Below are 15,668 nucleotides of genomic sequence, written 5' to 3'. Positions count from 1 at the left end.
TATGTTAGAGCTGGATTTTTCACAACAGTTGGGTGACTTGCAACTTGAGGTCAAAACAGCGCTTCCTACTGAAAGTATTACCGCGGTATTTGGCCTTTCTGGCGCTGGGAAAACCTCATTGATCAATGTGATTGGCGGGTTAACCAAACCAAATCGAGGTCGTATTGTACTGAATGGGCGTACCTTGGTTGACGTCGAAAAACGTATTTGTTTACCGCCAGAAAAACGTCATATTGGGTATGTATTTCAAGATGCACGCCTTTTTCCACATTATCGAGTGAAAAGTAATTTACGCTACGGTATGGCGCCTGAAATGAAAGAGCGCTTTGATGAAATCGTTGAGTTATTAGGAATTGAAAAATTACTGAATCGCTTTCCGATTACGCTCTCAGGGGGGGAAAAGCAACGTGTAGCAATTGGCCGCGCTTTACTGACGGCACCTGAAATATTGCTGATGGATGAGCCATTAGCTTCATTGGACTTACCGCGTAAACGTGAATTATTACCTTATCTCGAAAAGCTTTCTCAAGACGTTAAAATTCCTATTTTATATGTTAGCCATAGTCTTGATGAGATTTTACGTTTGGCTGATAAAGTGATCGTCATGGCTCAAGGGAAAGTAAAAGCGTTCGGTGCATTAGAAGAGGTATGGGCCAGTAGTGCGTTACGTCCTTGGTTACAGCAAGATACACTGAGTAGTGTACTAAATGTGACATGCCATAGTAATCACCCTGACTATAATATGACAGCAGTGACTGTCGGCAATCAAAAGCTGTGGATCCCGCGTGTTGATACTGAAAAAGGAGCTGAATTACGTTTACGTATTGATGCATCCGATGTGTCATTAGTATTAGAGAAGCCACAGGTGAGCAGCATTCGCAATATTTTATCCGCTGAAGTCGTGGAGTGGATGGAAGATGGCGAGCAAGTGGATGTTAAATTGGATTTAGGCGAACAGCACTATTTATGGGCACGTATTACTCGCTGGGCGCGCGATGAGCTGTCGATCCGTAAAGGGCGTCGTGTGTATGCGCAAGTGAAGAGTGTATCCCTTAGCCGAAACTTTTCATCATAGTTATCTATGTAATTAGAGGGCTAATGGTTAGCCCTCTATGATCACCATGCTTCAAGTTGTCGCTCTCACACTTATCAGCGTGATCTTATACACTTAGCGATTTGTTCACTTGTGAGCCTAACGACAACTTAAATCATTGAGCGTATAAATACGCGGTTACAAAACGTATTTGCGGATCACTTCCGCAATTCCCGGCTGGGTATTATCTTTAGTGACCAGTTTTGCTTGTTGTTTGATTTCATCGACCGCTTGGCCCATAGCAACACCGAGTCCAGCGGTGGTTAGCATGCTTAAATCGTTAAAGTTATCACCAAAAGCAACCACATCATTCATGGTCATCCCCTGTGATTCAACCCATTGTTTTAGGCGCTGGCCTTTGCTGTTACCTTTACGACCTACGTCGACTTGATCGGCCCATGACCATTCACATTCCAAGCCGAAATCGTTTTCAATACCACGCACAACTTCTTTCAGCTGATCAACATCTTCGGAACTGACAGCAAATTTCCAAATAGATTGATAGTCGTGCATAACGTCGGCATAGTTTTCAACAAACTGAATATTTGGGCGCTGTGCTTCTGGCAGGGTTTGAGCCCAGCTCAGTGTACGTTTGATCCCTTCTGTTGGCGCGTTATACAGCATCGCATTATCAACATACATTAAATGCTGAATATCCGTTCCTTGTAATCTATCAATCATTTGGATGGCTGATTCGGTGGTCATTGGATCGGATGCGAGTACCTTTTTACCTAAATAATCATAAAGGTAAGTTCCGTTACAGCATATTGCTGGTGTATCAAGATCCAGTTCTTGATAGAAAGGATGGATAGCAACATGGTGGCGGCCAGTTACGATGAGAACTTTAACACCTTGTCTGCGGGCTTCATTTAAGGCTGCTAGGGATTCGGGTAAAATTTTCTTTTGAGGATCAAGCAATGTTCCATCAAGATCGAGCGCAATAACGCGGTATGACATAAACGGCTCCACGTGATTTGAGGTTGCATATGCCTTAATGAGTGGCTATATGATAGTTTTTGTCGTTGTTGGCTAAACAGAAAGGGATCTGTTAGCCTGAAAATAATCCAATACTAAAATAATTTTATCATCTTAGCGGATATTGCCGATTAACTAAAGTGGCGCAGAATGAATCGAGTCAAGTTATTGGTAATCTGCTGTTTTGATCATTTTGAGATAATTTAGTGGAAGATGTGTTGAAAAAGAGGGGATTGCTTGTTACTCGCTAGTGTATCCTGAAATTAACCGTCATATACTCGTTATACTTCAAATTGCAGGGGTGTTGACTACACTCAGCTAGCCGAGTCACATAGTTTATCTATGCTCCCCGTCTATCTTCGCTTGTCGCCTACCTGCATCTCGAATTATTTAGAGTATAATGAAAAAAGCTATTTTATCATGAATCATAAGGAGACAGGATGAATCAGGTTGTCTATATTGCTAGCCCCGAAAGCCATCAAATCCACGTTTGGTCTATGAACGAAGCTGGTGAGCTCACGTTACTACAAACGGTGACAACACCAGGCCAAGTGCAGCCAATGGTATTAAGCCATGATAAAAAACACCTTTATATTGGTGTCCGGCCCAATTTTCGAGTGATCACTTATCAAATTGAAGATAAGGGAACACTTAGCTTAAAAGCTGAGACGGTCATTCCAAGTACGCCGGTACATTTATCATTAGATAACACCGGAAAGTATTTGTTTGTTCCTTCATACCATCAACATAATTTGGCGGTCTTACCGATTGACGAAGAAGGTGTGCCACAAAGCGCTATCCAAGTAATAGAAGGGCTTCGTAATCCTCATTCATCCCATGTTGACGTCGATAATCAACAGCTATGGGTACCTTGTTTAGGTGAAGATCATATCCGCCTATTTGATTTGCATGATAATGGTTATTTAACTGAAGCATCTGCTGATCAAATTAGTTCAGCTCAAGGTGCTGGTCCACGTCATCTGGCATTCCACCCGCAGCATAAAGTGATTTACTGTGTAAATGAATTAGATTCCACTATTAATGTTTACCATAAATTCACCCGTTATCGCCAAATACAGCATGTTAATGTTTATCCAGAAGGCAGCGAGAGCCAACGTTGGGCGGCAGATATCCACATCACTCCTGATGGTCGTCACTTATATGCCAGTGAGCGCTCAGACAGCTATATTAGCCATTTCCTCGTTTCCGATGAGGGGCGTGAACTCACGTTTGCGGGCACTTATCCGACCGAGGAACAACCGCGTGGTTTCAATATTGATGCAACAGGGCGTTTCTTGATTTCAAGTGGGCAAAAATCAAATAGCATTTCAGTTTCAGAAATCGATCCAATTACCGGTAAATTATCGCAAATTGGTCGTTACCCAGTCGGTAAAGGGCCTATGTGGGTAACGGTGTTGGCGCGCTAATTACGTTGCGCTTGTCATGTTTGTTAAGATATGGCGATCGAACCCTGCTAGTCGAGTCACTGAGTTTACCTAGGTGACTCGACTGTATTTACGGCTATGTAGCTGCGCTTTAAATTATTTAGCTCCCTTTGTTATTTAAAGGGAATTTATTGCTCGATCACTTCTCTAATCGCATTCGTCACTTTACTGAGCTGCTCAGGTAAAATGATATAAGGCGGCATCACATAAATTAATCGTCCAAAAGGCCTGACCCATACACCTTTGGCGACAAATTTTTTCTGTAATTGCGCTGTGTTTACGGGCTCTTTCATCTCAACGACACCAATAGCACCCAGTACACGGACTTGCTGCACATTTGCATGATCCTCAAGAGGAGTGAGTTCTCGGATCAGTTGTTGCTCGATATGAGCGACGGTTTGCTGCCATGGGCTTTCGCGCAATAATTGCAGGCTTGCATTGGCAACAGCACAAGCTAGTGGATTACCCATAAAGGTTGGACCATGCATAAAACAGCCAGCTTCACCATTGCTAATAGTTTCTGCAACATGTCGGGTGGTTAACGTCGCTGAAAGCGTCATATATCCCCCAGTCAGGGCTTTTCCTAAGCACATAATATCAGGAGAAATATTGGCATGATCACAGGCAAACAATTTTCCTGTTCGCCCAAAACCTGTCGCTATCTCATCGGCAATCAATAATATGCCATAACGATCACAAAGCTCACGCACCCCTTTTAAGTATTGAGGGTGATAGATGCGCATTCCACCTGCTCCTTGAACGATAGGTTCAAGGATGATCGCCGCAATTTCTTGATGATTAGCTTCAAGTTGTTGTGTGATCGGCTGTAAATCGAGAGGATCCCACTCGTCATAAAAACCATATTGAGGAGCATCAACAAAAATATGTGGGGGGAGATAGCCTTTGTACAGCCCATGCATTGAATTATCAGGATCACACACAGCCATTGCACCGAAAGTATCACCATGATAACCATGGCGTAGCGTCAAAATACGTTGGCGTTTTTCGCCTTTTGCTTGCCAATATTGCAATGCCATTTTCAAAGACACTTCAACGGCAACCGAGCCTGAATCAGCGAGAAAAACACATTCAAGAGGCTTGGGGGTAATTTCAATAAGTTGACGGCATAAATTCACCGCAGAGGGATGAGTGATCCCGCCAAACATCACATGTGACATTTTTTGTAGTTGCTCAATCGCTGCTTGGTTGAGCACTGGGTGATTATAGCCATGAATTGCAGCCCACCATGAAGACATACCGTCAATGAGTCGCTCACCATTCGCCATTATCAGCTCTGTGCCTTCTGCCGCGACGATGGGATACGCAGGTATCGGGTGGCTCATCGAAGTGTAGGGATGCCAAATATGTTTAGCATCGAAAGCAATATCTGAACTGTCCATTTGTTTTACCGTCAACTTATTTTATTAAATTTGGTTGACATGATAACCACAATATTTAAACTGGCAACGACTTTTTACGATGGAGACCTGCCGTGAGCGAATTAAAAAAGTGGACAACTAAACAGGCTAATGAATTGTTTTCAATGCCTTTCTTTGAACTGCTATTCCAAGCTCAGCAAATTCACCGACAGCATTTTGACCCACAGCAAGTACAAGTCAGTACTTTGTTATCGATCAAAACAGGGGCTTGCCCTGAAGACTGTAAATACTGTGCGCAGAGCGCTCGTTACAAAACAGGGTTAGAAACTGAACGACTCATGGAAGTTCAGCAAGTATTAGAATCTGCGAAAAAGGCAAAGCAGGCAGGCTCAACGCGTTTCTGCATGGGAGCTGCGTGGCGTAATCCACGTGAGCGGGATATGCCTTACCTTGAAATGATGGTGAAAGAAGTCAAATCCCTTGGCATGGAAACCTGTATGACACTGGGTATGATCGATGATAATCAGGCGCAGCGTCTTGCAGAGGCAGGGCTTGATTACTACAACCATAATCTTGATACCTCACCTGAGTACTACGGCAATATTATTACTACTCGAACTTATCAAGACCGTCTCGATACGTTAGATAATGTGCGTAACGCGGGGATCAAAGTGTGTTCAGGAGGCATTTTAGGTTTAGGCGAAAAAGTGAGTGATCGTGCTGCATTATTGGTCCAACTCGCTAATTTACCCAAGCCACCTGAAAGTGTGCCAATCAACATGTTGATGAAGGTTGAGGGAACGCCAATGGCAGATAATGAAGACGTTGATGCATTTGATTTTATTCGTACTATCGCGGTTGCACGGATCATGATGCCAACCTCTTATGTACGTTTATCGGCGGGGCGCGAATATATGAATGAGCAAACCCAAGCGCTGTGTTTTATGGCGGGTGCTAACTCTGTATTTTATGGCTGTAAACTGCTGACAACACCAAACCCAGATGAAAACAAAGATCTGGCATTATTCAAAAAACTCAATATAAATCCTGAACGTATTGAGGTGAGTGATGGTGATAACCAGCAAGCAGCCCATTTAGCTGAAAAAATACTGACTGCCGATAATCAACAGTTCTATAACGCGGCTATCTAATGAGCTGGCAATCTTTTATTCAGGCGCAACTAGCACAGCGGCGACAAAATTCTGTTTGGCGCCAGCGGATCTGTGTTGAACATAACTCAGGACGTAAATTACAGGTTGATGGGCAACATTATCTAAACTTTTCAGGCAATGATTATCTAGGGTTAAGTCGTCATCCAAAGGTGATTGAAGCTTGGCAGCAAGGTGCAGCACAATATGGTACAGGTAGTGGGGGATCTGGGCATGTAACCGGTTTTTCGCTTGCTCATCAACAGCTAGAAAATACCCTGTCGGAGTGGTTAGGTTACCCTAGAGCGCTACTGTTTATTTCGGGTTTTGCGGCAAATCAAGCGGTGATCACTGCCTTGATGAGTCAAGGGGATCGTATTTTAGCCGACAAGCTCAGTCATGCTTCGATCCTCGAAGCATCAATGTTATCGAATGCTAACTTGCGACGCTTCACCCACAATAGCCCATCATCATTAGAAAAGTTGCTAGCTCATCCAATAGAAGGAAAAACGCTGATTATTACTGAAGGCGTTTTTAGTATGGATGGCGATTGCGCTCCACTGACTGAATTACAGCAACTTGCTGGACAACATAATGCATGGTTGATGGTTGATGATGCTCACGGCATTGGTGTACGAGGGCGAGAAGGGCGTGGTAGCTGTGATGTACATGGTATCAAACCTGAATTATTGATTGTGACCTTTGGTAAAGCATTTGGTTTGAGTGGCGCAGCTGTTTTGTGTGATGAAGCAACCGCTGATTATTTTATTCAAGCCGCTCGTCACCTTATTTATAGCACTTCAATGCCACCAGCTCAGGCAGTTGCGTTGTCTGCGGCATTACAACAAATTCGCACAGCGGATGAGTCGAGGGAACAGCTCAAGCAATATATCGAGTATTTTAGAAAAAATAGTCAATTTCGTGGTATGCAATTAGCGGACTCACAGATGGCAATTCAGCCTGTCATCGTGGGAGATAATGAGATCAGTTTACAACTTTCTGATTATCTAAGAAAAAAAGAGCTATGGGTACAAGCGATACGGCCACCGACTGTTCCACCCGGAAGTGCACGACTACGCATCACCTTGAGTGCCGCTCATTACCAACAAGATATTGATCAACTGTTGGAGGCGTTAAATGGTTTTACCAGTAAGTGATGAAAAACAAAAAATCGCTTCGGCCTTTGGTAAAGCAGCAAAACGCTATGATTCAATAGCGTATTATCAACAAAATAGCGGTCATCAACTGCTGGATTTATTAGCCTCAGCACAGGTGAATTTAGCGGCTAAAAAAGTGATTGATGTTGGCTGTGGTACTGGTTTTTTCAGCCAAATAATCAAAGCACAAGGGGCTGAAGTGACCGCATTAGATTTATCGTCCGGCATGTTGGATGTTGCACGTCAAAAAAATGCGGCGAAGCAGTATATCTGTGCGGATATGGAAGCACTGCCTTTTGCCGACCAAACTTTTAATGTGGTTTTTTCTAATTTAGCGATCCAATGGTGCTCTGACTTATCACTGGCGCTGACTGAATTGCATCGAGTGACTAAAAGTGGTGGTGTGATTGTGTTTACCACGCTTGCTGAAGGCTCTCTATCGGAGCTATCGCAAGCTTGGGCTAGGTTAGATGGCTATTCGCATGTAAATGCGTTTTTAAGTTTTGAACAGATCACCGCGAGTTGCCAACCATGGCAGCATCAATTGTTGCTTCAGACCGATAAACTGCATTTTCCGGATTTAGCTCGATTATTGAATTCATTGAAAGGTATTGGCGCGACCCATCTCACCGCAGGGCGGCGTGGTGGATTGATGACAAGGCAGCGATTACATCGACTTGAGAGCGCTTATCCCATGTCTGAAAAGGGTCTTGAGCTTACTTATCAAACTGTATTTGGAATAATTTATCGTGACTAAAACTTATTTTGTGACCGGCACTGATACTGAGGTCGGTAAAACCGTGGTTAGTTGTGCATTATTGCAAGCGGCTAAACAATTGGGTTATCGAACTGCGGGTTATAAACCTGTTGCATCAGGCAGTGAACAAACAGGGCAGGGACTACGCAATAGTGACGCACTATTTTTACAAGCGAACAGCACATTGCCATTAACTTACCAAGAAGTGAACCCGATTGTATTTGAAGCTCCGACATCGCCACATATTATTAGCGAAAAAGTTGGCCAGCCGATTGATTTTTCGGTTATGACCGATGGATTAATACATTTGCAGTCAAAGGCTCAGTGGGTGTTGGTTGAGGGAGCTGGTGGTTGGTACACGCCATTATCTGCGCAAGAAAGTTATGCAGATTGGGTGGTTGAGCAACAATTACCAGTAATTATGGTGGTTGGCATCAAACTGGGTTGTATTAATCATGCATTATTAACCGCACAAGCAATTAAACAATCAGGGCTAAAATTGGTGGGGTGGGTGGCGAATGAAGTCGAGCCAGCAGGAGCCTATCAGGCCGAATATTTAGCGACATTACACCGTTCACTCAATGCACCTTGTCTTGGTATTATTCCTCATAAAAATATCGAATTGTTAGCAAATGTTGGGTCGTATATTGATGTGAGGTGTTTGCTAACAGTCTAGTGATGAAATTAAAGTGAAGGCCAAATAAAAAATAGGATATAAGAATCGACTGCCAAAAGTTTGTGATGGTATTGATTTTTATTGATTTTTTTTTGCATAGGCCTTACTGTATTTTTACATTTCAGGGCGAACTTCATTTTTACTTTATCAGGTATTTTACAATCTAATGTAGTGTTGTGATAACTATTATCATTATTTTTAACAATAATATGGTTATTTTAGGGGACTAAATAGGTTTGATTAATATTATCACCTCTTTCATATTAGAATATGTATTTTATCAATGACAAATTATACTCACCAAGGAGTATTATGATGAGTCATTTCTATTTATCAAATATACATATTTTATAATGAAATAAATCTAGCGAAAGATACTGAAATTTTCAATTTACGACTTCTATTTAAATGATAAAACAGTATTAATGAAGCAATTGAATATCATTAATGAATAGTGCTCAGCTGCTTTCAGATATATAAAATATAGCTTATATTTATTTTTCAGGAGGTTGTTATGAGTAAATTAATATTGCCGTTAATATTGTTTAGTTTATTAAGCACTGTACTTTGCTCCATATCATTCCGATCAAGTGCTCATGGTTATGTTATTACTCCACCAAGTCGTTCATATATGTGCTTTGTTCGTGATTACAATGTAAATCAGAAAACACCAGACAATTTGAATTGTGGAGATGGGCCTACTTACTATCCACAAGGTCTGGAAGCGTTGAAAAACTTCCCTGAATCAGGCCCTGTTGATGGAAATATTGCCAGTGTAGGTAATATGATATTCGCCCCTCTTGACGAGCAAACCCCTGATCGTTGGAAGAAAACTGAGTTAAAAACAGGATCAAATAAGTTTACATGGTTTTTAACCGCGGCACATAAAACGACTAACTGGAGATACTTTATAACTAAAACAGGATGGGATCAGTCAAGCCCTTTAACTAGAGCATCTTTTGATTTAACACCATTCTGTCAACGTGATGACAATGGAGCGGCGCCTCCATTGGCAACTCCGATTGATTTCCAATGTACTATACCTGCTGATCGTACAGGCTATCATGTTATTTTAGCTGTATGGGATGTATATGATACTACAAATGCTTTTTATCAGGTTATCGATGTAAATCTCACTAAGTAAATATCAAGATAGTTATACAATTATTCAATGAGTGGGCTTTATTTAAATGCTAAACTTTATTATTAAAATAATAATTTATTATGATAATGTTGTAGTTTCTTTATATATTGAGAATTGAAGTACTCCCCAATAATTAATTGACTAATTATCGGGGGAATTAATCCTGTTTATATACTCGTTATACCTAAGTTGCAGGCTTGCTGATAGCACTCTGCTTGCAGAGTTATCGAATTTATTTATGCTTCTTAAACTATTTTGAATATGAATGATTTAGAGGGTGATAATAAAATTTCTAATTCTATTTGAAACTTCTTTTATGCTTTTAATTGGCCTTTTTGTTAATAATAAATGATTGTAACTCTTCTGTTTTTATGTTCAATTTTATTTATTGGTTAATTATTTAATTAAATAATTAACGTTTTAAGTCTAAAAAACAATTAAGTTTGTATTCAGATATAGCAGCGCTTAAGAAGTCGCTAGGTAACAAGCAAAAGTGTCATTACAGATAGACTGACTAGGATGAGCGCCCACTCAAAAATGCTTTAATGTTAGGTTTTGCTATTGAAGTAGGATAAGTGTAGCTATCTAGTGGATCTTATTGGTTAATTTGTTATGTTCATGTTTATTCTGTGTAAAAGGCAATTTTGGATCGTTATCCCGTCATTCTTGTCAACTCGGATCGATTAAAACAGAGTAAATATTGTTTTTGGCATAAATGCTACGTAAAAATATTTTCATTAAAACATCATTTTTATGTCATATAGTCGCTAATTGTCACTTTTGTAATGGAGCGGGAACGCTCTAGGCTAAAGGGATTGCAGAGTTATCCACTATTTCTGTGGATAACCTTGTGAATTAGATCTAAAAAAGTAACCGTATCCAAGGTGACAAGCGGCTTCGCCTTTATTTGCTGTGATTTCAGGCTTATAAATAATAATCATCAAATACAATTAGTTATATAAAAGCAATACAGAAATCGAGATTTGAGATAGGATCAAAAATGGCCTCAGCATAAAATATATAAATCAATTCAGGTCAAGTAAAATTTTGGGGATAACCTCACTTTGTCGTGAGATAAATATATTAGGAGAGAATATTTAAAATAGGGGCTTGAAGCTGGTTTTTTATCCAGTATTATAGGAAGGGTAATCGGCTAAGAGGCATTATTGATGAGTAAAGAATTCAAGTTGTATTCTGATTTCCAACCCGGAGGGGATCAACCCGAAGCTATTCGTCGGCTTTCTGAAGGGTTGGAAGATGGCCTCGCACATCAAACCTTACTTGGTGTAACGGGTTCAGGTAAAACCTTTACTATTGCTAATGTAATTGCTAAAGAAAATCGACCAACGATGTTAATGGCACATAACAAAACGTTGGCTGCGCAGCTGTATAGTGAAATGAAAGCTTTTTTCCCTGATAATGCAGTGGAGTATTTTGTTTCCTACTATGATTATTATCAGCCTGAAGCATACGTGCCTAGTTCTGATACCTTTATCGAAAAAGATGCGTCTGTCAACGAACATATCGAGCAGATGCGTTTGTCAGCAACAAAAGCCTTACTGGAACGCCGTGACGTGATTGTGGTCGCTTCAGTTTCTGCTATTTATGGTCTTGGTGATCCTGACAGCTATTTAAAAATGATGCTGCACTTAACTGATGGGATGATTATCGATCAGCGCTCCATTTTACGCCGTTTAGCTGATTTACAATACACGCGTAATGACCAAGCGTTCACGCGTGGTACTTTTCGTGTCCGTGGTGAAGTGATTGATATTTTCCCCGCAGAGTCTGATGAATATGCACTTCGTGTCGAGTTATTTGATGAAGAAGTGGAGCGCCTGTCGCTGTTTGATCCGCTAACAGGGCAAATTCAGCATCGTGTACCACGCTTTACGGTTTACCCGAAAACACACTATGTGACACCAAGAGAGCGGATCCTTGAGGCGATGGAGCAGATCAAAGTTGAGCTGGCTGATAGGCGCAAAGTGTTGCTAGAGAATCATAAGCTACTTGAAGAACAGCGGATAACGCAACGGACTCAGTTCGATCTGGAAATGATGAATGAGTTAGGTTATTGCTCTGGTATTGAAAACTATTCACGTTATCTATCTGGCCGTGCGCCGGGCGAGCCGCCACCAACATTATTTGATTACCTACCTGCTGATGGTTTATTGGTTGTGGATGAATCTCACGTTACCATCCCACAAATTGGTGCTATGTATAAAGGCGACCGCTCACGTAAAGAAACTCTAGTTGAGTATGGGTTCCGCCTGCCTTCTGCTCTGGATAACCGCCCAATGCGTTTTGAAGAGTTTGAAGCCCTTGCGCCACAAACGATTTATGTATCGGCAACGCCGGGTAACTATGAAATTGAGAAATCAGGTTCTGAAGTTATAGAGCAAGTGGTAAGGCCGACAGGTCTATTAGATCCGGTTATTGAGGTTCGCCCTGTTACGACTCAAGTTGATGACTTGCTGTCAGAAATCCGTATTCGAGCGCAAAAAAATGAACGGGTATTGGTCACAACACTGACAAAACGCATGGCAGAAGATTTAACAGAATACCTTGAAGAGCATGGTGAGCGTGTGCGTTATCTCCATTCTGATATTGATACGGTTGAGAGGGTCGAAATCATTCGTGATTTGCGCTTGGGAGAGTTTGATGTGCTGGTGGGTATCAACCTACTCAGAGAAGGGCTTGATATGCCAGAAGTATCACTAGTAGCGATTTTGGACGCTGATAAAGAAGGTTTCTTGCGCTCAGAACGTTCACTCATCCAGACAATCGGTCGTGCTGCACGTAACTTGAATGGTAAAGCGATTTTGTATGGAGACAAAATCACGAATTCAATGGATAAAGCGATTAAAGAAACTGAGCGTCGCCGTGCAAAGCAAATGGCCTTTAATGAGGAACATGGCATTGTTCCACAAGGTTTGAATAAGAAAATTGGGGATATCTTACAGATTGGCCATAAAGTAGGTGGCAAATCCAAAGGCCGTGGTAAAGAAAGTGTCAAAACAGATAAACGTGATGATATTCAATTACTATCCACCAAAGAGCTGGAGCAACGCATTTCACAACTTGAAGCACAAATGTATAAACATGCACAAGATTTGGAGTTTGAGGCCGCAGCGAATGTTAGGGATCAGTTGCAGGAACTAAGAGAACGCTTTATTGCAAATTCATGATCAACCTGTTTTGCCGTAAAGTTATAACGATGTTAGAGGCTAATTGGGCGGCTTGTAGCAATTAGCCTTTTTACTAATGAGTTAAAACAAGCGTACAGTTTCTTCTATAGCCTGCAAAAGTAATTTACGATCATGGCGATAAGGAATATCATCGGCTTCAAGTACTCGTTGAGTTACTAATCGATCATGGCGAATAGGTTCAATATTCGTTCTTGGACCCACGATCACCGCATTAATTTTTTTGCAGCCAATATGTTGTTCCATCATTACCAATTTTTCTTTTAAGGTTAGGCTGGCGGCTGATGTACTGAGTTCTTTACCAAGGTTGCCGATATAAATCATTGGGGCTTTACATTCACGTAATGCATTGGTGATCTCATCAAGTAACAGTAATGGCATCAGACTAGTAAAGAAGCTTCCAGGACCAATTAAAATTAAATCAGATTGATGGATTGCCTCAATCGCTTCTGCGGTGGCTTTGACTCTAGGGTATAAACGCAGTTCTTGAGGTAATTCAACGAGAGCATCGACATTCACTTCGCCATAGACTTCATTACCCATATCATCAATAGCCATTAAATCAACAGGGGATTCTGACATTGGGATCAGTTTTGCTTCCACTTTTAGCATATTGCGGATCAAATTAATGGCTTCAAGAGGTCGTACACTTAGGTGATCTAATGATTTTAACATTAGGTTACCTAAGTTGTGGCCTGAGAGCTCACCATTACCACTAAAACGGTATTCAAACATTGCTGAGGCGATAGACGGTTCCGTTATCAATTGATTTAGACAATTGCGCATATCTCCCCACGCAATTCCCCCCTCTGCTCGGCGGATACGACCCGTTGAGCCGCCATTATCTGTAGTGGTTACAATACCTGTTAATCGAGAACCTAAAGAGGAGAGAGAAGACATTACACGACCAAGCCCATGTCCGCCCCCAAGAGCGACAACATGCCTAAAATCCGTCAGACTGCTATTTGGCATAGTGTTCCTATATTCGTTATTTTTCCAAAGCCACGGTCATTATACCGTGTTATTACATTATTCGGTCTAATCTAAGCGAAAATTCGTGCTATTAACCACGTTAACGATAAAGTCGCGCTAATCTATCATAAAATATTTCATTAAACGTATATACTCGTCATACTTCAAGCTGCCGAGGTGTTGACCACGCCATACCCCTTATCTATCTTCACTTGTTACCCACTTACAACTCACATTATTTGGAGTATTCATCGTCATAATTAGCGATAAAATTGAAAATTATTACTTAGAATAAATTAATTATCTGTGCTTTCTTTTTTTGACTATTTAAAGGCGATCAAAAATTAATGTAAATATCCGCTAAGATTATTCTTAATTAGTTACATCATTTTATTTGGCGAAACTTACTATACTATTTTCATTCTATTGATTCATCGCAAAGCTAATATATATGGCACATGTATAATATCGAATACATTGAATTTATGTTGGATTAACAAAGGGGTAACTTGTTGGTAAGTCGTTGTATAATATATTATATATCGATATTCAAATTCGCTTTTTCCTTTTTTTTACGCTAAAATCCCTACATAAAATAAGTATAACTCCTAGCCTTTGTGTCTAAGTTCGTTATGGCGAATATGATCCTCTGGCCGTGGCCTTTGAGCCACCAGGGTGCAAGATAGAAATGTCCGCATCTCCCGTATTTGGAAAGGTGTCATTATGCAGCAGCTTGTCGATCAATTTGCTCGGAAATTTTACTATCTCCGTCTATCTATCACTGACGTATGCAACTTTCGTTGCACATATTGTCTCCCTAATGGCTATAAACCGAGTGGCCGCCACGAATTTTTATCGCTGAGTGAAATTCAGCGTGTTAGCCGTGCTTTTGCCGAATTAGGTACCGAAAAAGTGCGCATTACCGGTGGTGAACCCACCATGCGTAAAGATTTTACCGATATCATTGCTGCAATAAACGAAAACCAATCAATCAATAAAATTGCCGTTACCACTAATGGTTACCGTATGGCACGTGATGTACAGCAATGGAAAGATGCGGGACTTGGTGCGATTAATGTGAGTGTTGATAGTTTAGATCCACGTCAATTCGCCGCAATCACAGGTCAAGACAAGTTCTATCAAGTCATGAAAGGGATCGATGCCGCCTTTGAAGCAGGATTTGATAAAGTTAAAGTCAATGCCGTGCTGATGAAAAATGTTAATGATATTGCGCTTAAATCTTTTTTAAATTGGATTAAACATCGTCCTATTCAATTACGTTTTATCGAGTTAATGGAAACAGGGGAAGGAAGCGAGCTCTTTAACCGCTACCATGTATCGGGTGAAACCATCCGTGAGCGCCTTGTTCAAGAAGGCTGGTACAGTGTGCCTCGCGCTCGCAGTGATGGCCCCGCACAAGTGTTTAGTCACCCTGACTATCAAGGGGAAATTGGCTTGATCATGCCTTATGAGAAAGATTTTTGCCAAAGCTGCAACCGCCTACGTGTTTCCTCCCTTGGAAATCTTCATTTATGCCTATTTGGTGAAAATGGCATCCCGTTACGCGATTTACTTGGTGACGATAACCAAAACGAAGCCTTAAAAGCGCGTATTCAAGGTGGATTGAAATTTAAACGTGAAACCCATTTCTTACACATGGGTGACAGCGGTATTACCCCGAATTTATCCGTTATCGGCGGCTAACTGATTTTGATT

Annotated in this window: 12 protein-coding genes and 1 riboswitch; of the genes, 9 read left to right on the top strand and 3 right to left on the bottom strand. The window is 41.1% G+C overall.

Annotation, left to right across the window (positions count from 1 at the left end):
* Position 1: 1 nt before the first annotated feature.
* On the top strand, positions 2-1,075 hold the full coding sequence (gene modC / locus SC428_RS08075) for a molybdenum ABC transporter ATP-binding protein ModC (protein WP_140180651.1): 1,074 nt from the start codon (positions 2-4) through the stop codon (positions 1,073-1,075).
* A gap of 156 nt (positions 1,076-1,231) precedes the next feature.
* On the opposite strand, the gene SC428_RS08070 is transcribed toward modC, so the two are convergent.
* Positions 1,232-2,050, bottom strand: a complete 819-nt coding sequence (locus SC428_RS08070; RefSeq protein WP_070925003.1) for a pyridoxal phosphatase — start codon at positions 2,048-2,050, stop codon at positions 1,232-1,234.
* A gap of 458 nt (positions 2,051-2,508) precedes the next feature.
* Between SC428_RS08070 and pgl the strand changes: the two genes are divergently transcribed.
* Positions 2,509-3,495 (top strand): 6-phosphogluconolactonase, encoded by a 987-nt coding sequence (gene pgl, locus SC428_RS08065; RefSeq protein ID WP_070925002.1) that lies wholly within the window; start codon positions 2,509-2,511, stop codon positions 3,493-3,495.
* Positions 3,496-3,641: 146 nt separating this feature from the next.
* Here pgl and bioA read toward each other — a convergent pair whose 3' ends face one another.
* The gene (gene bioA, locus SC428_RS08060; protein ID WP_070925001.1) at positions 3,642-4,913 is read right to left on the bottom strand and encodes an adenosylmethionine--8-amino-7-oxononanoate transaminase; all 1,272 of its coding nucleotides are present in this window, start codon (positions 4,911-4,913) and stop codon (positions 3,642-3,644) included.
* 92 nt (positions 4,914-5,005) lie between these two features.
* Between bioA and bioB the strand changes: the two genes are divergently transcribed.
* The 6 genes from bioB (at position 5,006) to uvrB (ending at position 12,962) form a co-directional block, all read left to right on the top strand.
* Positions 5,006-6,043, top strand: coding sequence for a biotin synthase BioB (bioB, locus tag SC428_RS08055; RefSeq protein ID WP_140180645.1), 1,038 nt, complete (start codon positions 5,006-5,008; stop codon positions 6,041-6,043).
* Complete coding sequence (gene bioF / locus SC428_RS08050; protein ID WP_318706925.1) at positions 6,043-7,197, top strand: 8-amino-7-oxononanoate synthase; 1,155 nt, start codon at positions 6,043-6,045, stop codon at positions 7,195-7,197. Before bioB ends, bioF begins: the two co-directional genes overlap by 1 nt.
* Entirely contained in the window at positions 7,178-7,954 is a 777-nt protein-coding gene (gene bioC / locus SC428_RS08045; protein WP_081335824.1) for a malonyl-ACP O-methyltransferase BioC, read from the top strand. The genes bioF and bioC overlap by 20 nt, the downstream gene beginning before the upstream one ends.
* Positions 7,947-8,630, top strand: coding sequence for a dethiobiotin synthase (gene bioD / locus SC428_RS08040; protein ID WP_318706922.1), 684 nt, complete (start codon positions 7,947-7,949; stop codon positions 8,628-8,630). Before bioC ends, bioD begins: the two co-directional genes overlap by 8 nt.
* A 514-nt stretch (positions 8,631-9,144) precedes the next feature.
* A complete protein-coding gene (locus SC428_RS08035) occupies positions 9,145-9,774 on the top strand; it encodes a lytic polysaccharide monooxygenase (protein ID WP_070924997.1) in 630 nt (209 codons plus the stop codon).
* Positions 9,775-10,943: 1,169 nt separating this feature from the next.
* Positions 10,944-12,962 (top strand): excinuclease ABC subunit UvrB, encoded by a 2,019-nt coding sequence (gene uvrB / locus SC428_RS08030; RefSeq protein ID WP_318706919.1) that lies wholly within the window; start codon positions 10,944-10,946, stop codon positions 12,960-12,962.
* Positions 12,963-13,043: 81 nt separating this feature from the next.
* On the opposite strand, the gene yvcK is transcribed toward uvrB, so the two are convergent.
* Entirely contained in the window at positions 13,044-13,952 is a 909-nt protein-coding gene (gene yvcK, locus SC428_RS08025; RefSeq protein WP_070924995.1) for a uridine diphosphate-N-acetylglucosamine-binding protein YvcK, read from the bottom strand.
* Between the two features lie 593 nt (positions 13,953-14,545).
* Positions 14,546-14,686, top strand: a riboswitch (molybdenum cofactor riboswitch).
* Between yvcK and moaA the strand changes: the two genes are divergently transcribed.
* Positions 14,676-15,656, top strand: a complete 981-nt coding sequence (gene moaA, locus SC428_RS08020; RefSeq protein ID WP_140180637.1) for a GTP 3',8-cyclase MoaA — start codon at positions 14,676-14,678, stop codon at positions 15,654-15,656. It overlaps the preceding riboswitch by 11 nt.
* Positions 15,657-15,668 lie beyond the last annotated feature (12 nt).

It is taken from the genome of Providencia sp. 2023EL-00965 (assembly GCF_033550225.1).
GTDB classification, from domain to species: domain Bacteria; phylum Pseudomonadota; class Gammaproteobacteria; order Enterobacterales; family Enterobacteriaceae; genus Providencia; species Providencia manganoxydans.
This window is presented reverse-complemented; position numbering and strand designations above follow the sequence as displayed.